The sequence below is a fragment of the Stieleria varia genome (assembly GCF_038443385.1).
GTDB lineage: Bacteria > Planctomycetota > Planctomycetia > Pirellulales > Pirellulaceae > Stieleria > Stieleria varia.
The window spans coordinates 931,428-953,279 of the sequence record NZ_CP151726.1 but is presented as its reverse complement, the minus strand read 5'-3'; the positions used below and the strand labels follow the sequence as shown (position 1 = coordinate 953,279).

At 55.9% G+C, this 21,852-nt stretch carries 11 protein-coding genes; 6 read left to right on the top strand and 5 right to left on the bottom strand.

What is annotated here, in order from left to right; all coding sequences use genetic code 11:
• Positions 1–478 precede the first annotated feature (478 nt).
• From Pla52nx_RS03295 to Pla52nx_RS03275, 5 genes are all read right to left on the bottom strand, one after another.
• Positions 479–3,883 carry an AAA domain-containing protein gene (locus tag Pla52nx_RS03295; protein WP_146518263.1) on the bottom strand — a complete coding sequence of 1,135 codons (3,405 nt, stop codon included), beginning with the start codon at positions 3,881–3,883 and terminating at the stop codon, positions 479–481.
• 219 nt (positions 3,884–4,102) lie between these two features.
• Complete coding sequence (locus Pla52nx_RS03290) at positions 4,103–6,043, bottom strand: SulP family inorganic anion transporter (protein WP_231741681.1); 1,941 nt, start codon at positions 6,041–6,043, stop codon at positions 4,103–4,105.
• A 62-nt stretch (positions 6,044–6,105) separates the two neighbouring features.
• On the bottom strand, positions 6,106–7,683 hold the full coding sequence (locus Pla52nx_RS03285; RefSeq protein ID WP_146518262.1) for a proton-conducting transporter membrane subunit: 1,578 nt from the start codon (positions 7,681–7,683) through the stop codon (positions 6,106–6,108).
• Complete coding sequence (locus Pla52nx_RS03280; protein WP_146518261.1) at positions 7,683–9,107, bottom strand: proton-conducting transporter membrane subunit; 1,425 nt, start codon at positions 9,105–9,107, stop codon at positions 7,683–7,685. The genes Pla52nx_RS03285 and Pla52nx_RS03280 overlap by 1 nt, the downstream gene beginning before the upstream one ends.
• Positions 9,104–12,316, bottom strand: a complete 3,213-nt coding sequence (locus tag Pla52nx_RS03275) for a DUF2309 domain-containing protein (protein ID WP_146518260.1) — start codon at positions 12,314–12,316, stop codon at positions 9,104–9,106. The genes Pla52nx_RS03280 and Pla52nx_RS03275 overlap by 4 nt, the downstream gene beginning before the upstream one ends.
• 402 nt (positions 12,317–12,718) lie before the next feature.
• On the opposite strand from Pla52nx_RS03275, the gene Pla52nx_RS03270 reads away from it, so the two are divergent.
• The 6 genes from Pla52nx_RS03270 (at position 12,719) to Pla52nx_RS03245 (ending at position 21,678) form a co-directional block, all read left to right on the top strand.
• Positions 12,719–14,089, top strand: coding sequence for a two-component system sensor histidine kinase NtrB (locus tag Pla52nx_RS03270; RefSeq protein ID WP_146518259.1), 1,371 nt, complete (start codon positions 12,719–12,721; stop codon positions 14,087–14,089).
• A gap of 56 nt (positions 14,090–14,145) precedes the next feature.
• Positions 14,146–15,522, top strand: coding sequence for a sigma 54-interacting transcriptional regulator (locus Pla52nx_RS03265; protein ID WP_146518669.1), 1,377 nt, complete (start codon positions 14,146–14,148; stop codon positions 15,520–15,522).
• A gap of 230 nt (positions 15,523–15,752) precedes the next feature.
• Positions 15,753–18,071 (top strand): hypothetical protein, encoded by a 2,319-nt coding sequence (locus Pla52nx_RS03260; RefSeq protein WP_146518258.1) that lies wholly within the window; start codon positions 15,753–15,755, stop codon positions 18,069–18,071.
• A 155-nt stretch (positions 18,072–18,226) separates the two neighbouring features.
• Positions 18,227–19,072 carry a PA4780 family RIO1-like protein kinase gene (locus tag Pla52nx_RS03255; RefSeq protein ID WP_146518257.1) on the top strand — a complete coding sequence of 282 codons (846 nt, stop codon included), beginning with the start codon at positions 18,227–18,229 and terminating at the stop codon, positions 19,070–19,072.
• A gap of 211 nt (positions 19,073–19,283) precedes the next feature.
• Positions 19,284–19,931, top strand: coding sequence for an ECF-type sigma factor (locus Pla52nx_RS03250; protein WP_146518256.1), 648 nt, complete (start codon positions 19,284–19,286; stop codon positions 19,929–19,931).
• Entirely contained in the window at positions 19,882–21,678 is a 1,797-nt protein-coding gene (locus tag Pla52nx_RS03245) for a serine/threonine-protein kinase (protein ID WP_231741679.1), read from the top strand. Before Pla52nx_RS03250 ends, Pla52nx_RS03245 begins: the two co-directional genes overlap by 50 nt.
• Positions 21,679–21,852 lie beyond the last annotated feature (174 nt).

Below are 21,852 nucleotides of genomic sequence, written 5' to 3'. Positions count from 1 at the left end.
ATGTCGATTTTCGGTCGGCGAACTTGTAATTAGAGAGAGTCAGGACTTGGCGGTTGGTTATTTGCCGCCTTGTGGGCGGTTGCGTCTCGATTTCGACCGGCCTTGTTGCTCGTTGACTGACTTTGCTCGGACTTCGCAGCAATTGACCAATAAGAACACGCTGCATTATGGGCAGTTGCAACTTTGGACGCAATATTGGGTGGCAGCGGAACCGCTTACAAGAACTTCCGTTTTGACAGCACTCGCATTCTGTGCATCTGGTGTCCGATTCGAGGAGTGTGCAATGACAGGATCTGAAAGCGGGCGGAACACAACCACTCAACCGCGAAAGAACAGGGACAGGACCGCCACGCTTGCGGGAGAACCGCATTCCCTGCGCTGTCGCTGCTCCGCAGCTAGCCAAGTCATCGCCGGTCATGCTGTGCGTGACAACAGGATTCTGTCATGCATAGCATGACCTACGATGGACACTGAGGCGTTATTCTCTGTCGTTTGCGACGATCTGGACACATTGGGTGATTGCTTGATGCAACCTGGACGATGCGGTGCTGCCGTCGCTGACTCCGTAGATCGCCAGCAGTGATCGAGCGCGTGTCATGGCGACGTACAGGCTGCTTGCCAAGATCTTGCCTCCGGTGGCGATGAATTGGTCCACACATGGGATCACAACGACTTCCGATTCGTATCCTTTGAATGAATTTGCTGTCGTGGCAACGAGCGTGTTGGGTCTCCTCTCAAAGGCGCGGTGTTTTTGGATCGAAAGCTCAATGCCGTGTTCCGCGAGCTTGGGGGCGAGCTGTGTTTCCAGTGCCTGCTGACCTTTGCCGTTAAAGATCAGACAGATGTCTTGTGGCAAAATCTCTTCTTGCTCGACCAAGTACTGCAAGTGCCCAGCGATCGCGTTGATCTCAGCCTGTCGATGATCAAACGCGTGATAGACGGGACAGGGTCCATCGACTTGACTGAAACGCACCTCCATCCATGGCACACCGTCTCGCGTCACTCGGTGAAGCAAGCCGAGTGAGACCAACTCGTGTTGGTCCTTTTGTTCTCCGGGATCCGCGACGGTATGAAACAGATTGACGGCCAGTTCCATGATCGGGGTCGTGGAACGAAAGCTTTCGCGCATGATGGTCGATCTGCCTCGCAAGTCGAGGCCGAATTCGGACCAATTGGGCGTCTTGGTCCCGTACAGATTCTGAGCATTGTCGTAAAAGATGTGTGCCGAACGACTGCTGGGTTCACTGGGGATGGATTTTTCAACCAGAGACAACAGCAGTCTCAGCGTTGCGGGCCCCATGTCTTGGGCTTCGTCGATGAACAACGCGGTGCAGCGAGGCAGCAGTTCCTCCATGTCAACGCGATCCAGGAAAGCGGCCGCGGCGCTGTCGTAGTCAAACTCGAACGCATCCATCGACAATTCGACCGAAGGCAACAGGCCGGCCAAGACGTCGCGCACATGGATCAGCGAAACGCGTTGCCAGGGGAAGTCTGCTTGGGAGAATAGTTCGCCCTCGCGGATCTGTTGCCAAGCGGACTCGACGGATTCACGCAACAGTTTGTGCAGGCTGCGGTTGGCGTAGACCGCCCAGATATGAGCATCGGGGTCCGATTGAAATCGCAACGCGGTCTTGGCAAGCCAGGTGGCGAGCACAACGGACTTGCCGCTGCCCGCCACGCCTCGCACCAGACGCGGCTTGCCATCGATCGGCATCTGGACCAGCTTTTGTTGCTCTCGAGACAACACCGGTTTCATGTCTTGGCGTGATGCGATTTGCTGCCCCATCGTCTCGCCTCGACCATGACGATCACCACTTCGAGGATCACTGTCGCGATGGTATTCAGTCGTTCTTTCAGCCACCTGATGAGCGGGCAGTCGTCTCGCATCGGGTTGTTGCCACTGCAGCGTCCCGTTGCTGTCCACCAGAATTCCGGGCCGCAATCGGTTCAACAAAGGTCTGAGGTAAGGCTCATCCATTTCGTGTCGGCTCGCGATGACGATCACGGCTTCCTTGGCCCGACTGAGTGCCACGTTGACCAATCGTTTCCATTCTTCGAACGGCCAGTTGTAGCTGCCGGCGTTGACCGTATCAAAGACCACCACGTCGGCTTCGCTGCCCTGTTGGCTGTGGACGGTAGACGATTCCCAAGACGATATCTCCCACTGGCTCAATAAGTCCGCCACATGCTCGGCCTGTGCCTTGAAGGGCGAGATGAACATGCCCTCAGCGTTCCTCGTCTGCGGGTCCGTGAACAGTTTTTTCAGAATCGAGGGAGTGATCTCACGCACCCAGCTCTTGTTGCCTGGGCCACGACTGGCGCGGATCGCTGCCAAGTCATCCGTCTCACCGTCCAGGACGTACCAGATGGTGCGAGAGTAATCCGCTAGGAACTCGGGTGCGCGCGATGGCCGCTGGGCTCGATCATCGGCCGTCGTCAAGAATCCATCGTATTGATACTCCGAAACCACGCGACAGACATCGGGGTTCATCCGCCGTTGTTGCGACAGCACATGCACGGCCGAGGGAGTCTCCGTGATGCGATCCAGATGGCTGAGTCCGCTGCTGGCAAGCCAAGTTTGGTGACGTGTGGGCAGAATTCGCGAAATCCGACTGATCGGCGCGAGTTGCTTGGAGTCGCCCACCAGCACGACCCTGCGTGATGCCAACAGGGATAACGCGGCAACGGTTGCCCTGGAAATCAAACCGGCTTCATCGATCATGATCGTCGTGAACGGTGCCTCGCCGTCTTGGATCATTTCACGAATCGTGGGTTGTTTCAGTTGATTCATCGCTTTGAACGCGGTGGCAACGACCACGCATTTACTCTCGTCGGTGAACAGCATTTTGCTACGGTCGGTCGATGCGGCTTGCAATTCAGCGAGCTGTTTGCGCGTGAAAGCTTTTTCCTCAAGCGAATCCGACTGCTGCAGTCGCTGCGAAAGCATCGCCATCTGCAACATGGCTTCCGATTCGGTGCTTCGCAGCATGGCCCCCAGGCCTTGTTTTTCAAACGCGTCCAATGCGGCACCCTTGCCGATACGGATCATCGATTCATCGGCCAATCTCTCCGGACAGACTGCTTTCGCGGCGACTCCGATGGACAGGGCGACGGCATCGGTCGCTCGGTTGGTGGTCGAAACGATCAGGATGCGTTCGGAGGGATCCGAGACGATGCGAGCGATTTGCTGTCCTGTTGTGTAGGTTTTCCCTGTTCCCGGAGGTCCCCACAGAATGCTCCAACTGTGTCGCCACCACGAGACCATCTCCGGCAGTCCGACGTCGTCGTTGTTTGGCAGACGCGGATGGATTTCGCCCTTGGTCGCGTTCAATCGGGCGGGCAGGACTTCTCGTACCTGTTCAAATTCGTTGCCGTTGTAGACCGAATCGAGTGCGGCGAGAAATTCAAACGGTTTGACAAAGAAGGAGCCGACGCGGGGTGACATGGTCGGCTCGTCCATGCAGACGAACAGGCAGTCTTGCGTCTCGTCAAACTCCAAGATTTCGCCAGACCAGATCACACCATCCTGATAGTCGGCTTCCTCATAACTGAGATCTGAAAACCGAGCATCATCGTCCAGGGACGCCGGACAGAATGCGGTGGCGCCTTCACAACTCCATTCAAAGTCGACGCTGCCGGCGACCTTGACCACGTAGACGACGCCACGATCCCGTTCGGCCACGACACTGACTTTTTCGCAACGCAGCCGTTTCCACTTGGAGCAGTCGCGGAACTCCATGCGGACAGCTTTCGCCGCCTCGGTCAGTTGCTGCGGATTTCCCGGCGGCAGATCCCATTGCGAAGGAAACCGGACGGGCGCAATGGCGTCCGCTGCGACGTCATCTGGATCTCGATCGGCGTCTCCCGGTTGTGTATTGAGCATCCGGACGTGGTCTCGGTTGTGGATGGATAGACAGCAATACGTATCCATAACCGATTTTGGTGTCCAAGTCACGAGTATTATGCTCGCGTGTTGCCGGGGTGAACCGGCAGCGATCGCGTGGCGGCTGATCAGCGCAGACTGTTTTCGCACCAATCCGCGCGAGCCGTTTCATGCAAATGTGTTGCGACGACAGCAGTCAGTCGTTTGAAAAATCCGCGCCTAGCTCTCGGGTGTAAAGTCTCCGACGCGTAGGACATCCACTGTTTCCACGCACGCGGTGACATGGTGATCGGCCGTTAAATCTCGCCTCATGAAATCCAGGATTCGATGGCAGACGCTGCGGTCCACGATCACCTCGATCCGAATCTGGCCTGCAGTGGCTGCACCATTGGCGATCTGTCTGCGTCCAGCCCCTTTGGAGTCCGAAATCGTGTAGCCGGTCACACCACAAGCGACAAACTCTCTGATCAACCAGTCTTCCAAAGAAACGTCTGCCACGACCGTGATTCTGCGGACCGAGGCCAAACCACCTTTGCGTGCCGAATGGACGTCGCTTGCCAAGGGCCGCAAAGTATCCAATCCATGGACGTCAAAAGTCAGCCCCTCCTGCTCAAAGTCTCGTTGCATCTCATCCAGCTTCGCCATCACCGTATGGTCGACCAACTTGGCATTGGAAACATCGATGATCAAATTGCGTTTTTCGAGCAAGCCGATTTGTTCGATCTGGCGTCGCAAGGGGATCCAGTTGCTGAACACAGCTGACTGGTGAGCGGTGATTCGGCTGGTGTTGGCGCCGACATCCTCCACTTGGATGTTTGGTTTGAAAAGGGATGCCAATGGCACTCCGTTGGCCACGTGGATCGCCAGTTCCAGCACGATGCCGGCGGCCACGCCGATCAGCAGGTCTGTTGCCAGCACGACCACCAGCGTGGTGACAAAGATTGCCAGTTGTTCTTTGCCGATCCGCCAGACATGAATGAACTCGGTCGGGTGGGCCAGTCGAAATCCTGTGTAGACGAGCATCGCCGCCAGTGCCGCCAAAGGGATTCGATGCAACACGGTAGGAATCAAGGCGACGCAAGCGAGCAGGAAGACGCCGTGCCACATGTCGGCAAATCGTGTTCTGGCGCCGTTGTCGATATTCGCCTTAGAACGGACGATTTCGGAAATCATCGGCAAGCCACCGACCAGCGCCGAGCAGAGGTTGCCCACGCCCACCGCGATCACGTCGCGGTCCATGTTCGTTTTGCGTTTCCATGGATCCAGCAGGTCGACGGCCTTGGCACTCAACAGCGATTCCAAGCTGCCGATGACAAAGAACATCAAAGCCCATTTCCAAGCAGCAAACTGTTTCAGGACCGCAAAGTTCGGGTAAGTGAACTCGTCGAACATCCCAAACACTCTGTTAGGCATCCTGACCAAGTAGTCCTCGCTCAGCACGTACTTTTTCCCGAGTGTCTCGTAAGTGTGCGTGTTGAGCAAGTCGAATCCGATTCCCATCGGGACTGCTGCCAACAAGACGATCAAGGGTGCGGGGATCTTTTTGAGAATGGGAATCCGTTTGCCGAGCATCGGCCAGAGAAACATCACCAGTAGACTGACGATTCCGATCAATGCGATTTCTGGATTGGCACCCGACAGATACTCAGGAAAACTGCCCATCATCTCCAGCGGGCTGCCTTTCGCACCGATGATTCCCAAGGCGACGGGAACCTGTTTGACGATGATGATCACCCCGATCGCAGCCAACATGCCGTGCACGGCGGAACTCGGAAAGAACTCTCCCAACGCACCCGCGCGAAAGACGCCGAACAGGATTTGCATCACGGCGGCGGCAACACCGACGGCCAACGCCGCTCGGTAGGCCTCCATGTTGCCTGCGCCGCCAAATTCGTTGATACATCCAATCGCAATCACGATCAGACCCGCTGCGGGACCTTTGATCGTCAACTCGCTGTTGCTGATGAACGTCGTCAATATGGATCCGATGATCGCCGTAAAGATACCGGCGATCGCAGGGTATCCGCTCGCCAACGCGATCCCCAGACAGAGCGGCAACGCGATCAGGAATACCAGTAGGCCTGACAAAAAGTCGTGCTTGAAATAGCGGACAAAGCCTGCTGCATTACCGCGTGGGATTTCATTCGGTTCGGTGGCCAACGTGGTGGCTCCTCGGATCAGGATTGGATGGGAAAATTTTTGTATTGAATAACTGCCACCGCTCACTCCGACTCATTGAGCTGACGATCAGCCCTGGTTGGATCGTCTGCCGATTGACTTTGATTCGTTTCGTTCAGATCCGTCGTCGTCTCGGCGTTATTCATGGATCCTGAATCAGATTGAACTTCGCTTGCTGCACTCTGCGAATGCTTCCCGTCATGATGCGACTCTGTTTTGTTGACACCTCGGTGCTCCAGCAATGCTTCGGCCGCGTGATGTCGAGAGCTGATGCCAGGTTGCGGATACAGTCCGCCGCCGATGATCAACAGAGCCAGCACAACAACGGCGAAACGTTCGGATGGCTTTGCAGTGAAGGGAATCGATGTCGTGATGCTGCGTCCGGCAAAGACACGGAAGTAAACTTGCATGATCGCGATCCCGTTGATCGTAGCTGCAATGACCACCGCGATTCCGATCACCGGGTAAACCCCCACGGCACCTTCGACCAGCAACTCCGTTCCGATGAACCCGATGGTTCCAGGGAAACCGATTGCACCGAGACCGGTCAGTAAGAACAAACCGGCGAGTTTGGGCGTGTGTTCGTGCAAGCCATGAAAGTGCGTGAGATTGATGCGACCGATACGTGCTTCGATACATCGCAGCGTCAGCCCCAAACCGCCCAAAGACAGGCCGACGGAAAGCCATAGACATAACGCTCCGGTCAATCCGATCGATGTGACCAGTTCCAAACCGACCAGAACCAGGGACGAATTACTCAGCAGCAGGTAGCAAAAGAATTTGCGTCCATCGGTCTCCACCAGTCCTCGACCGGCAGCGTATACGGCCGTGATCAGCGACAGCACGGCAATGCTTTGCAACGCCCACGACGGGGCAATCGGCAAGACCAGTCGCATCACCGCATAGGCTCCGGTCATCGGCAGGACGTGCAGCAATGCGGTACCCAGTGTCGCTCGCTGAAAGAGATCCGTCATCCAACAATGCAGCGGAAAGATCCCGTTACGCAGCAGCGCACCCAGCGTCAGCAGCGCGCCGGCGATCAGCGTGGTCGACCTCGGCTGTTCGGGGTCAGCCTCCGCGCCCGCGGGCAACAACCAGTATCCCAATACCATGCAAATGGCGAATGCGATCATATGGATCGAATAGACCCGTGTGGATTCGTCACGGCGGTATTTCATCTCAAACCACGGCGGGATGGCGCCGATGATCAGCAACGCGATCAGCAACCAACTGGCTCGGCAACTGAATGTGGCGAGCAACACCGCTTGATAAAACAATGTCCCACTGAGCGAGAATCGATTGAGCTTCGTTCGCAGCGTTGAGATCACCGTCAACAAGAACAGCAGCGAGATCAACGGCAGCAGCGGTGCATTAAGTTCGTCGATCACCAGCAAGTTGGCGTGAAAGATACTCGCCAACGCGTCCCAGTGGTCGTGGGCTTCGAAAGTGGCCATTCGAGCAAAATCGATCCACTCGCCGACGGTGCAAGTCAACGCGAGCGAGCAAATGACGATGCACCATTTGCGTGCCAAATCGCGGTCCCTGGGGAACCTGACCAACAGCGAACCGATCAATGGAATCAGGATGGAGAGCTCCAGCCAAGGCAACATCAACTCTGGCATTATCGTAAATCCTCCACCATTTCGCTTGTTCCACGAGACAGCTCGCTCGCAGCGGAGGGCTCCACCTGTGTTTGACTCAAACGAGGCGACTTGTTTCCTGACAAAAACTGAGTCCAACGGTCTTCCACTCGACCGGCGAACTGAAACAGCCCAACGATCGGATTGGCGATCAAGCGGTACAACGCGGCGTCGAGGTATCCACGCTCATTGCAAATCCGATACAGCCAACGTCCGGCCGAGGAGGTTCCTTGCACGCCGACGGACGACTTACTGGTCGGCAAGCCACCTCCGATCGCGTCTTCTAGTGAAAAGTAGTCCTTCAACAGTGACGGTGCACGCAGCAGTTGCAGAGTGCGAAGCAGCGCGTGACCGATGATGTGGATCAGTGCCAAGTAACGAAGTCCCAACCCGATCTCGACCGTGATGATCCCGACTTGGGTCAAGGAAGCGAATCCCAGTGCGGTCTTGACATCGGTTTGCACCCGCGACGTCATGGCACCAAAGATTGCAGTGACGACGCCCATCGCGATCACGGCGATCTGCAACGGCAGCGAGACATCCAACAACGGGCTGACCCGCAACAGGAGATAAGTTCCCAGGTGGATCGACAGTGCGCCATAGAAAACGGCGCTCGAGGGTGTGGGGCCTTCCATCGCACGGGGCAGCCAACCCGAAAACGGTACCATGCCCGATTTGCCCGCCGCCGCCACCAGCAGCAGCAGTCCGATGATCAAAGCAGGGCTGCCAGCGATATTGGCAACGCCCTCCGGCCACGGCCCCGAGCCCATCAAGCCTTCGAAATCACCTGCGCCGGTCAAGTGGTGCAGCAGCAACGCCGCGATCAGAAACGCCGCGTCGGCGATCCGGTACACGATCCACACTCGCAATCCGTTGCGAACCGGTGATGGTCGATCTTGAAAGAATGCGATCAGCAGAGCGGATGACAGCCCCACCAACTCCCATCCAAAGAACAGCGTCTCGATCGTCCCGGCAAGCGTCGAGACGATCATACCGAGATAGAATACCGCGTAGAACAAAAAGAACCGTTGATAGCCCGCATCACGATGCAAATAGACTCGTGTGAATGCGCCCACGGTACCGCACAACACAAACGTCATGATGGTAAATGGTACCGACAATCGGTCGAACACGAATTTCAAATGGAAGTGAAAACCATCCGGCTCGATGGCCACCCAATCACCCAACTCGATGGGCACATTGCGTTGGTCCGTCACCAGCATCAGGATCAAGACCGTCACGGAGCCGACGAGCCCGGTCAGCACGGAGACCTGGGTCATAAAAGCAGTCAGTCTTTCGCCGATGCGAATTCCGACCAATGGGATCATGCCGAGGACCAACAGCAGTAATGCAGGGCTGACCACCGTCACGCCGCCCGCGAATTGAAGGATCAAATCCGTATTCATACTGCCGCTCCTGTGCCCAAATCGCTTGCGGGTGATTGGCCTGCGTTTGCTGAGGAACGCATTCCGCTTGCCGAGGAGCCATCGTCTTGCTTTGCCCCGTCTGCCCAAGCAGCGGTCACCCAGGCAAAGGGCAGGTGGCCGCGGTGACCGCGAAACCACTGCGTCGATGAATCGACCGAAGGCAACGTGTCACCGTTGGCGATGAATGGAGCAAATGTTCCGCCCTCGTAAACCTGTATCTCAGAGGTTTCATGGTTCAGGACAGCCAGTTGAATCCAATTCCCGCGGCACAGGCGACCGATGTCCTGATGGCGATCCATGATGTTCAGCATCGCGTCGGGTGTGGTTTCGATCACGAACAAGATCCGCATCGGTTCGTGAATCTCGATCATTTGTCGATAGAGCCCCGTTCGCAGATCGCTCGTTGCGCCTTCCATGACGCCCAAGAGCGAAACGATGTTGTGCGGCAGTTTGGTACCGGAACCGTACTTGGTATTGTCCACGGAGGAAAAATAGTATTCCAAGTTGATCCCCGCGCAAACGGGAATCGCAGCCCCGAGGATCCTCAGCAAGATCGAATGTTCCTCGTCGTCTTGGGTGGGATCGTAGGATGTCAAAAAGGCTCGACGATCCAAGAACAATCCTCGTGACCACTCGCGTCGACCGACGAAACACAACGCATCGGTGGCATGGTTGTACTCTGGGCGGACTTGGGAGAGATCTTCGCTGCGTCGTTCGACGTGCCGCAACGCTTCGATCGGTGTGCAGTTCAGATCACACGACGCGAATCGGCGAGCCCGCTCATGCGCGTTCCGCAATCTCGCTTCGTCGCAATGACGCTTGACCGTTTCGAACAGTTCAAAGTGTGAGGGAGGCAGTCGATCCAGGTCATACCAAACCACGCTGTCGTCACACGTGTTGTGGTAGGCACCGATGAAAGCAGTGTCTTCTGGAATGACGATTCCGCGCTGAGCAACGCGATTTCTGACCCGCCAGTCGTTTGCCATCTGGGCAAACGCCCGGGCATTCGGCCCGCCGCGTTTTCCTGCGCAGGCACCACAGTTGTAAGCCGATTCGTGAGGGTTGTTGACGCTGGACGAACCGTGGCCCGTGATCACGACCAATCGTGCAAAGGAATCAATCAGCCCGATATCGCGCAACAACCGCTCGACGATGTCTGTCATTTCATCAACGGTGTAGCCGATGTTTCCACCTTCTGGACCGGACTCTGGTTTGTAGCGTTCCAGTTGCAACTGGGTCACCGGCGGCGGTCCGAGAAACTCGCCTGCTTTGCGGCGAATTTGTGCCGTCAAACGTGGGAACAGTACTCGGGAAACCAACGGAAACGCAGCCAGGTTTCCCAGGATCGATGTCACCGCGCCGCCGATGAAACCTCGGCTTCGTGAGTGCATCCCATGGGTGAACAAGCCGAGTCGCCGTCTGGTTTGAGCACGACGGCGGTCTTCACCCGCAAAGGTGTAACCCACATTTTCACGCACATAGTGCGTCGGCGTGATGATGGCGGGGCACAGAGGTTTGTAGTTGGCGTCACTGGCTCCCTGGTAGTTCATCGCCACGGCAAAGAAACCGGCGGCACCAAAGGTTTCGCAGCAGGGATCGGTTTCCTCCAGGTGTCGACGGAAGGATTCTTCGCGATCGTCGATACAACAAGTGATCTGAAAAGACGGTCGCTGGCGATTTTGATCCGCCTGTTTTCGTCGGGCCAAAACCTCTCGCGAAGTCAACACGACCGACGTCAACGCTTCATTGCGATACTTCTGCTCATACGCCAGATGGAACACACGTCGCCGATCGATTGCATCAAACGCATCCAATTCATAGAAAATCATTGACCATTGTTCTGCGTTGAGTGCTGCCAGTTGGGTCCAGTCCCAGCCCAGCGACTGAGCCAGTTGAAAGACGCGAAAACAATTCCGAAGCTGCACGTCGACGCTGTGTGGCACGCGTGACCAAGCATCGCAGGCGATCTGGTCGGTCGTTCCTGAGAAACCAAGATGTTTCGTCGCAACGTACTTGGCCGCCAATCGATCCAGCAGAAGTCGAACCGCCAGGAAATCCACCAGCGAATCTTTGGGCAAAGGTCGATCAACCCAACTGGCAGCGTTACACAACTGAGATATCATCCCCGCCCATCCCGGCAGCGCCAGGAGCGTCTGGGTGATAAACGATTCTAACTCCGATGCGGGGACCCCCAACATGTCGAGTGATTGCCGAATCGACTCAATAGCGGTGGTCTGAGAATCCGTGATTCGCTGCGTCTCCTCGGACAGACCCTTCATCCACAACTCGCCGAGAATCATTTCGGGGCGATAGATTTCGACAAAGCAACGGAAGAGACCGTCATCACGACCGGGCAGCGCCCAACTCGCAAAGCCTTGATCGATGAATGTGGCACAAAAACGAATCAAGGTTTCGTGAACAAATCGATCCGCATCTTCGCCGGTCGCCAACAACAACACGTCACGAACACGAACAGGCTTGACCCGTGTTTCTGTGGTGCACCTGGCAAGCTCTGTTCCCCGCTGGCAGGTTTCCCAGAGTGATTTTAATGTGAATGTTTCCCATTCCGAATCACGCCAACGACTTGGTTTTCCACGGCCAAAATCATCCAGGCGTTTCAAAGATTCGGAATCGGGATCACTGCGATCGACGTGTTTGCGAGTCGACTTGATCAGACGCTGAACGATGGCCGGGTCGACATCACCGCGAAACTTGGTCAACGCATCGGTTTCGGCGATGACCCAACGCAATTCGTTCTCAGGTGCTTCCTTGAGCGGGTACAGCAGCATCGCCATGCGGAGATCGAAACGGCTGCCCAGTCCATCCACCAGTTTGCATTCGTCATTGGCGATATCCTTGTGCATGATCTTGCGCAGATCATCACGCGTGATTCGGCCCTCTCGCAGCAACTGCTGATAGCGGACCTCGCTCAGGTAGGGCTCGGCACCATAAACCTTCCACGCCGCTCGCACGGCATCATCAAACGGCATATGATCAAACGCGTGCAGCGTGTTATGGTGCACGAAGACTTCGATCGGACCTTGTGCGGGCAACAGGTGAGCGGCGTGATCGATGATGTCCAGCAGATGTCTTGGTGAACAACTCCCCGCAGAATCATCAATGTCGTGGTCGGTGGAGTTCTCGGTCGTGAGACTCTCAGTGGTAGACCGCTCGTGAGAGGGACGCATTTTGGGCTCGGCGATTCAGTTCGCGGCAGATGAAAAACTGGGCTGCTCGGGTGCGTCCTCACCAAGCTTGGACAGTTTGAGCAGATGCAGGGTGGGTGGAAAGAAAACGTGATAGGCACACCGCGTACCAAAGTGGCGGCGGGCCAAGAATTTCCGCTGTTTCGAGTGATGTCGCATGTCAGGACCAACGTTTTGACAGGCCAGCCGACCTTATTGCCCGGTGCCTCACGGCTCATCTTTGCGTTCCCAGTTTCTACTCAATCGACACAGCGGCTACGATCTGGTGGTATCCGGTGAGATAGATGCACAGGATTGCAGCATGCGTGCAAAATCTTGCAGGCATGCAGTTTCGTGCAATCGGTGGTTTGGCTTCGTTCTTCATTTGTGAGTAAATCGCTTCCGATGTTTCCCCTTCAATCACCCGAGCCGGTTCGGCGATATCGAGGCGCCTTCATTGGACTCTTGCTTCTCAGCGTAGCGGCCACGGGGGTAACGCTTTGGCTAATGGTGGACTTCATCAATGAGCAGGCCACGGTGGGGGAGTTGATCGACGAATTGCCAGCGGAGTCCAAGTCTGCCGCTCGCTCGTTGGTGGGTGAGCTGGAGTGGCAATTTCGCTTGACCATGTTGGTGGTCATCAATCTGGTCGCCACGGGAGTTGCGGTGGTATTGTTGTGGCGAGCGTACCAGACCTCGCAGGACTCCCTGAGGGACGTCAAAGCGCTCGCCGGTGACATCCTCAGCAGCATCGACCAAGCGGTGATCACGATCGACATGGACGGACGGGTCACGAGTTTCAATGCCCGCGCCATGCAACTCTTTGAGTTGCAGGGTGATCCTGTCGGTACACCACTTGCGGGACTGACAGAGAAAATCGATCTGCAGGCATTCTGCGAAGATGTCAACCAGCATCCCGGCATGTCCAAAGTCCAAGACTTTTACGTTCCCTTTGCCGAAGGCCAACGCTGCCTGCGTGGTTTTTGCCAACCTCTCAGTGACATCGCCAAGCAGACCATCGGCACCGTCATCCAACTGCGGGATGTCACCGATCAAATTCACATTGAAAACCAAGTGCGGCGTATGGAACGTTTCATGGGACTGGGATCCGTTGCCGCGGGACTGCATCATGAAATCAAGAATCCGCTGGCAGCGCTGTCTTTGCACATCCAGCTCTTGGAAGAACAACTGGACGACCCCGATGCGAGGGACGAGATCGAGAAAGCCATGCAGGTGATCAAGACGGAGATCGCTCGGGTCGGCAGCGTGTTGGAAGGATTCCGCGATTTTGCATCGATCGAAAACCTGCAACTCGCCGAAGTCAATCTGCCAGAGCTGATCCAAAGACAACTGGATCTCATCCGTCCCAAAGCGGAACAGCATCGTGTCCGACTGCGTTGGGAGTGTGATGAGCAAGCCGACGTTGCTCTGCAATTGGACCGTGTTCGGATCGAACAGGTGTTGTTGAATCTGATGCTCAACGCGATCCAAGCCATGCCCTCGGGCGGCACGCTGGAGATTCGATGTGAACCGACGCAGCTCTCGGGGGAACCAGCGTTAGCGATCCATGTCTCCGATTCAGGCAACGGGATCCCCGAAAGTAGTCGGCCCCGTGTTTTTGATGCCTATTTCACGACCAAGGGTGATGGAACCGGGATGGGGCTGGCATTGTCGGATAAAATCGTCCGACAACATGGCGGCAGTCTCGATTTTACTACGTCGACCGCCGGAACCACGTTCACGATGATCCTGCCGATCAATAGAATGGTGGCATGAGCCCAACGAGCACGCCAAGAACGAATGCCGCGATGACCTCTGCGATGAACTCTGCGATGAACTCGTACTCCAAGTCGAGTGACACGACAAGGATTTTGATCGTTGACGATGAGCCGCACATCCGTAGCGGTCTGGCCAAAGGACTTGAGAAAGTCGTCGATGTGATTGACACGGCCGGGGACGTGAACGAAGCCCTTGATCGTATCGACGAGCATCAGTACCAGGTCGTCATCGCCGACATTCGCTTGCCGGGCGATCGCGACGGTTTGGATCTCGTCTCGCTGCTTGCCGAACGCAGTCCCGAGACAACCGTTTTGGTGTTGACGGCTCACGGTACAGTTGAAACGGCGGTCGACGCCATGCGCCGAGGTGCATTCGATTTCATTACCAAACCGGTTGACTTGAACTTGATTCGTGAACAGGTTGCCAAAGCACTTGGCCACCAACGACTCCGGCACGAGAACTTTGCGCTCAAGTCTCGCTTGGCCCAAGCCGGGGCGATCGGCGAGATCATCGGCAACTGCACCGTCATGCAAGAGCTGTTCAGCCAACTCAGGCAAGTCGCCGACACCGACGCAACGGTGTTCATCCAAGGGGAGAGCGGAACGGGAAAGGAACTGATCGCACGCGCGTTGCACGATCTCAGCAGCCGCAGCAAGGGACCGTTCATTGCGGTTAACTTGGGCGCGATGCCGGAGTCGCTATTAGAAAGCGAGCTTTTCGGCCACGAGAAAGGCGCCTTTACCGGGGCCTCCCGTCAAAAGCCGGGATGTTTCGAACAAGCTCGCGGGGGCACCTTGTTCTTGGACGAGATCACGGAGATTCCTGCCAAGAGTCAAGTCGACTTGCTGCGTGTGCTGGAAACCGGACGCTTCAATCGAATCGGCGGCGAAACGATGATCGAGTCCAACGCGCGATTGGTCTCGGCGACGAACAAGGATCCGTTGGCATTGATCGAAGACGGCTCCTTTCGCGATGACTTGTACTATCGTCTCAACATCGTGCCCCTGCACATCCCTCCTCTGCGAAAGCGAAGAGACGACATCCCAATGTTGATCGAGCATTTCGTCAACCATTTTTGCGATCGTCATCATCGCGAACCCAAACAGTTCACCGATGCGGCGATCGAAAAACTGGTGAACGCACGATGGCCTGGCAACGTTCGACAATTGCGCAACGCGATCGAACGACTCGTCGTCACCCATATCGGTGACACCATCGATGTTCAGCATCTGCCTGCGGAGTTGGAGACGAAGTCGGCTGCGGCAACAGCACCACTGCGAACGCTGGTGGAAGCCACCGAGGACGCCGAGAAGCAAGCCATCCAGGTCGCGTTGGAAGCTTGCGACTTTCATCGCGAGAAAACCGCAAAACTTCTCGCGGTCAGCGTCCGTACGCTGCACTACAAAATGAGCCGCTACGGGCTGCATTGATGCTTGTTAGGGGGCGTGGTGTTTCGGGGGTTGGTTTTGAGACCTCATGGTACACAATAAGGGGGGCGTAGCAGCCTGTTGATTTAGTGAGCCGCGACGCGTGAGCGGCCGGGCCATACGCATTGCCCGAGGCCTTACGGCCAACGGCTCATCAGTATTTCGGCAACACCAAATAAATCTACAGGCTGCTAACGCTGCCCTTCAATCCAGCTCTCCACGGATCTCACACCATGCTGCCCAACGCTCTTTCGTGCTTTCGATTTGCTGGTTTCCTTGTTCCGCTGGTTGCCTTGGGCGTCTCGTTGAATTTGGCATCCAACATTGAGCTTGCTGCTCAGGAGATGCAGCAACGGCCCAAAGTTGCCGTTGCCAAGCCCTTCGGCGAATTGCATCTGATTGACGAAATCGATACTTCTAAAATTGCTCCCGTCGGGCAGAGCCCCGCTGAGACCAGTCGCGTAGAAACGATTTTGGGAAAGGAGTGCCGTGTCCTGCCAAAGACGGAGGGCGAGGCGAGCTACATGACGTATCGAATCGGTAAGCTGAAGTTGCTGGAACCAGGTTTGACGTATGTGCTGGAGATCGAGTTTCCCGAGGATGCCCCGCGTAGCTGGATCATCATGAACGCGGGCAATGAAACGAGTTCGGGGTTTCACACCGGCAGCACGTTCGGCGATGCGTTGTATCCCAAATATGTGAACAACCTCAATGAGTCGCTGGACATTCCACTGTCGGGCGAATACCGGACCTGGACAAGTTTTTTTCATCTGCACGACCGAACACCACGCGGGCAATTCATCCGCGGCGACAACAAGCCCCGAGAGGACACGCCCGAAGACGGCTTTACGGTCACGATTGCGCAATTTTCAAAGCGAAACATCCCTTTTTCTCAAGGCGCGGCGGTATCGCGTATCAGGCTTCTGGCGGTTCCCGATCCGGAACGATTAGAGGCTCGGTATCGGCTGCCGAAGGGATTGCCACACCGCCATTTGTTTTGGCGAGAAGAAATGTCAGACGGCGTCGTGGCCGGCAATGAATCACGTCGCGGCGTGACGGATCGTTTGGCGTGGTGGCGCTTCAAACGGGATCAAATGAAGTTCCTTGGCTTCAACACGTTCTCAAAGGACCTGCTTGAGTTCGGCGCAGTGCAGCATTGGGACACGACACCTCACGGTGGCAACGACTGGGCTTATTTCAACTCGGAGCAAAAAGACCTTTGGTCTCAGATCGTCACAGTGATGGGCGACGCGGGCTTGAATGTCTTGCCGTACTACGAGTACTCCGGCAGCAAGGGAGCGAAGGGGCTGGGGAATCAAAGATTGGCCAAGCCGTTGACGCGGGATGATGCTTATTCTCACATCAAGTGGATTGAAACGAGCAACGCCGACATCACGGATCCGAAAACGTATCAGGATCTGCAAAAGATGCTGGATCTGACGATCGTGCGTCACCAAAACAAGGCAAACTTCGTCGGAGCATGGTTGCGTAGTCGTGGCCAGATGCCGATGGGTTTTGCTGACGCCACGCGTGAGCGATTTGCGAAAGAGGCCAATGGAGGAGTTGCTGTCTCACGCCAAGAATTGATCGATGATCCCACATTGCTAAAACGCTATAAACTCTGGTGGAATGGCAAGCGTCGTGAATTTCTGATGGCGATGCGTGATTACCTTCGCAGCCAAGGGGTCGCGGACGCCCAAATGCTTTTCACCGCAGAACCTGCCGAAAGCGGCGTCCCTTTTCCGAGCTGGGAAAAACTTGTTGTGGCGGACGATCCGGAGCGATTGACGCCGATCCAAAACTTGGTGGCGGACAAACCGATCGTCCCGACGACCGTCGACGAAATCCGAACGTCGCATCGCTATCTGCATGCCCTGCTTGCGGAGCCGCTCAATTGGGGTGGATGGGAGTTGAATCATCGTGATCCGCCCTCAGACCCCGCGAGCTATTCTGAGGTCGACGGCGTCATGATGACGCACGCGTTCAATCGTCTCTACACCGTCGCCGACTCAGAAACTCTCAATGCGTTTCGCAGTGAAACCGGGCTGGCTTTGATCCGGCACTACACTCTGAACGAAGACATGATGTTTGACAAGAACGATGCCCCCTTGCTGGGATATTTCGTTGCCGATGTCGAGCGGGCAGGCCCGTTCTGCATGATGGCGGAAGCCTACGCGATGGCGAACGGAGATCCCACGCATCTGGGATATCTCAGCGGTAACAACTTTAGCCGTGGATTTCCGCAGTACGTTCGTGAATTCAACAGCGCATTCCTGTCATTGCCCGCATTGCCGAGCACGAGACTGACGGATTCCTCGGCTCATCCCGGCGTCGTGGTTCGGGCGATCGAGACCGACGGACAAGGTGTTTATTTGGCAGTCATCAGCCTCAGTAAAACAGCGTTGTCGAACGTTCAAATTCGATTGCCCCGGGCTGGCAAAGTCGTCGATGCAACAACAGGCGAGACACTGCCTCGCTCAGGCGATTCGGTTGGCTTGTCAATGTTTCCCTTTCAGCTACGGGCGTTGCATCTTCACGGATCATCTGAATGAATCCCTACGACTGAGCGGTCAATGCCTCTTTGCGAAATTGGCCGCAGCATGCTACTTTATAGGACGGGAAACGGTACTTCATCTGGGACGATCTGCCCTCGCCGCGTACCATTTCTTCACTGGGGAAGCTTTCAGGCTTCTGAATCGGCGGCATTTTGAAAGTCCCTCGGCGTATCGAACCACTTATCGAAGACGGGCTGGTCGACCAAGTCCTCGGCTCATTGATGAGCGGCAAAGAAGCACAGGTGTTCCTGGTTCGTTGCGGCGATGAGATTCGCTGCGCCAAGGTGTACAAGGACATCGCCAAACGCAGTTTCAAGAACGCGGTGCAGTATCAGGAGGGAAGGAAGATCCGGAACAGTCGTCGCCAACGAGCGATCGAGGGTCGTTCCAAGTATGGCCGAGATCAACAGGAAGTGATTTGGCAGCGGGCCGAAGTGGATGCGTTATACAAGCTCGCTGATGCTGGAGTCCGGGTCCCCAAGCCGTATGGTCTTTTTGACGGCGTCTTGTTGATGGAGCTGATCACGGATGGAAACGGTGGCGTGGCACCGCGTTTGAATGACATTACCCTGTCGGCCGAACAAGCCGTAACGGATCACGCCACGGTCATGACCTACGTCTTGCGGATGCTGTGTGCCGGATTGGTGCACGGGGATCTGTCCGAGTTCAATGTACTGCAAGATGAAAACGGACCCGTCATCATCGACTTTCCGCAAGTCGTCAATGCGTCAGGCAACAACAATGCAAAGACCATGTTGCAACGTGATGTCCGAAACATCACGCAGTACTATGCACAGTTTGCTCCGGAGCTGGCGGAGACTCACTACGCCGAGGAAATGTGGGAACTGCACGAAAAGAGTGAACTGAACCCCGACCAAAAACTGACAGGAAAATTCACCTTCTCAACGGAGGCAGCCGACGTCGACTCCGTACTGAACATGATCGACCTTGCGTTGGAAGACGAACTGGACCGACAAAACCGTGCGGATAACGGCTGAGACGGTAAATGGTGGCGAGATGAATTGGTAAATAGAACGCGTCTCACAGCTGACACGCTTGCCTGCGAAGTGCATGGTCAATTCGATGGAAGCACACTCGCACGCGGTCGCCAATTTCGTCCATCTGACGACTGCGACTGTGCTACCATTGGGGCGGGCGTTGTCCTGATCCTGTTCCCCCTCGCTGAATGTCACTGGTCGGCTTTCTCACATGTCCAAAAGCACGAACGTCAGCCACTGGATCGATTTGGTGAAAGCAGGTGATTCGGCTGCCGCTAATCACATTTGGCAGCACTACTTTGACCGTCTCGTGCGTTCGGTTCGAGCCCGCTTGCGTGGCCAGAACCGGGCCGTATCGGATGAGGAGGACATCGTTCTGAGCGTTTTCGACAGTTTCTACGACGCCGCTGAGAACGGGCGTTTTCCTGACATGGCCGACCGAGACGATCTTTGGAAATTGTTGCTACGCATGTCAGCTCGCAAAGTAATCGACAAACGCCGGCAAGATCTACGGCAGCGACGCGGTGGAAACGTGACGCTCCATTCACTCCACCACGAGAGGGAGGATGGACACGTCATGGAAGCCATCGGAGACGAACCGACACCGGAAATGGTGCTGATGATGCAGGAATCGGTGGAACAGGTTTTTTCTCATTTGGGTGTCGGGCAGCTTCGCGATTTGGCGGTAGCCAAGTTAGAAGGGTACACCAACGCCGAGCTCGCTCAGCGATTTGGCTGCTCTGAACGGACGATCGAACGTCGTCTGAACCTGATCCGAGAAAAATGTCAGCAGGAATTGGTTGACCCCCATGAGCATCCGACAGAAAAAACTACCGATCCAAGCCCTGGAACGCATTGACGATCTGTGCGCCGATTTTGAACGGCACTGGCAATCAAGCGATCCGCCCTCGATCGAGTCATTCCTCAACGAGGAATTCTCATCCACCGAGCGAGAAGTGTTGCTGGCTGAGCTGATCGTTCTGGACATCGACTATCGACGACGTCGCGGTGAATCACCGACAAGACAAAGTTACCTCGACCGTTTTTCAGACGATGCCACGACCGTCAACGCAGCATTGGACGAAGCGTTGAATGATGCGGGAGACGGGGACAACAAATCGAACGGATCGTTTGAGCCGCCGAGCATCAGCCATCTCAGCGAGCTGTTTCCGAGCCTTGAAATCATTCAGCTCGTTGGCGCCGGCGGAATGGGCGCGGTGTACAAGGCTCGCCAATCTGGACTCGATCGCTTCGTCGCACTGAAGATTTTGCCGCAGGAATTCGGACACGACGTCAAATTCGCGTTGCGATTCACACGCGAAGCTCGCACGTTGGCAAAGCTGAATCACCCCAATATCGTTTCCGTCTACGAATTCGGAAACGTCCAAGACACATACTACTTTCTCATGGAGTTCATTGATGGCTCCACACTCCGGGATGTCGTGCGTGCGGGACAGTTGGCACCCGAACATGCCCTGGCGATTGTTCCTCACCTATGCGACGCATTGCAGTATGCACACGATAAAGCCATCATTCATCGTGATATCAAACCGGAAAACATCCTGATCGGCGTCGACGGCGCAGTAAAGATCGCCGATTTTGGGCTCTCTCGAATCCTCGGCAGCGAGAGCCAACAGGATTGCTTGACGGGAACGCATCAAGTCATGGGGACACCACGGTACATGGCTCCCGAACAGATGGAAGGTTCACACGGCGTCGATCACCGTGCGGACATTTATTCCCTCGGGGTGGTGTTCTACGAGATGCTGACAGGCGAGCTGCCCATTGGACGGTTTGCGGCACCATCCAAGAAAGTTGAAATTGATGTGCGGTTGGATGAAGTGGTTTTGCGAACGCTGGAAAAGGAACCGCAACGCCGTTACCAGCGTGCCAGTCAAATCAAGTCCGACGTGCAATCGATCACGTCGACCCGAAACCCCGCGTTCGCAAGCACCCTGGTCGGCGAAACAAGCTCCCCCGAAGCGACCGGAGAATCCCAGTCGCCGGACTTGGAGCAACAGGAGCTGGCCGGCAGGCTGTTGCTGACCCGCCGTCAGTTGTTGGATCGCGTCGAGAAATCACTGCAACCGCTTTTTCACGGCCAGATGCTGCAGGTGTTCATCGGAGTTGTACTGATCGCGTTGGGAGCGTACTGCTGGGCTCCCAACACTCACGTTCCGCATCGCCTTATCAGCGGAGTCATCTTGCACGTCTACGGTGTGCTCGTGATGTCACAAGCGTTGTTGGTGTGCACCAGAATCCGACGACTGGACTACTCCAAACCCATCTCAGATATTCGCGTCAAACTCGACAGCGTGCGTTCCGGGTATTTGCGCGCCGGCGTTCTGATCGGATTCATCTGGTGGTTGATGTGGATCCCGCTTGCGGTTGCCGTAGGACTTGACGCCGTGGTGCTGTATCCGCAATCGTTTATCTTCTCTCTGGCCATCGGGATCATCGGATTCGTGGTCTCCGTCTGGCTGTACTGGCGTGCTCTCAGACCGGGCAATCCGTCGTCCGAAGAATGGCGGACAAAGTTGTCTGGCAGCAGTATCGCAGCCGCCTATCTCGCTTTGGACGAAATCCAAAACGCAAAGATCACTTGAACGCGTTAGCCTGAACGGCTCAAAGTTTGGGGTTGACATTGTTTTCTCAGTCCATGTTTTTGTTCCATGCATCGCAGTCAAAGTGAGCCTCAGGCGCTAGCCGTGGGCCGGCACCACAATCCGCCTCAGGCCCACGGCTAGCGCCTGAGGCTCACTGGGGGCCACCTGTTGCGC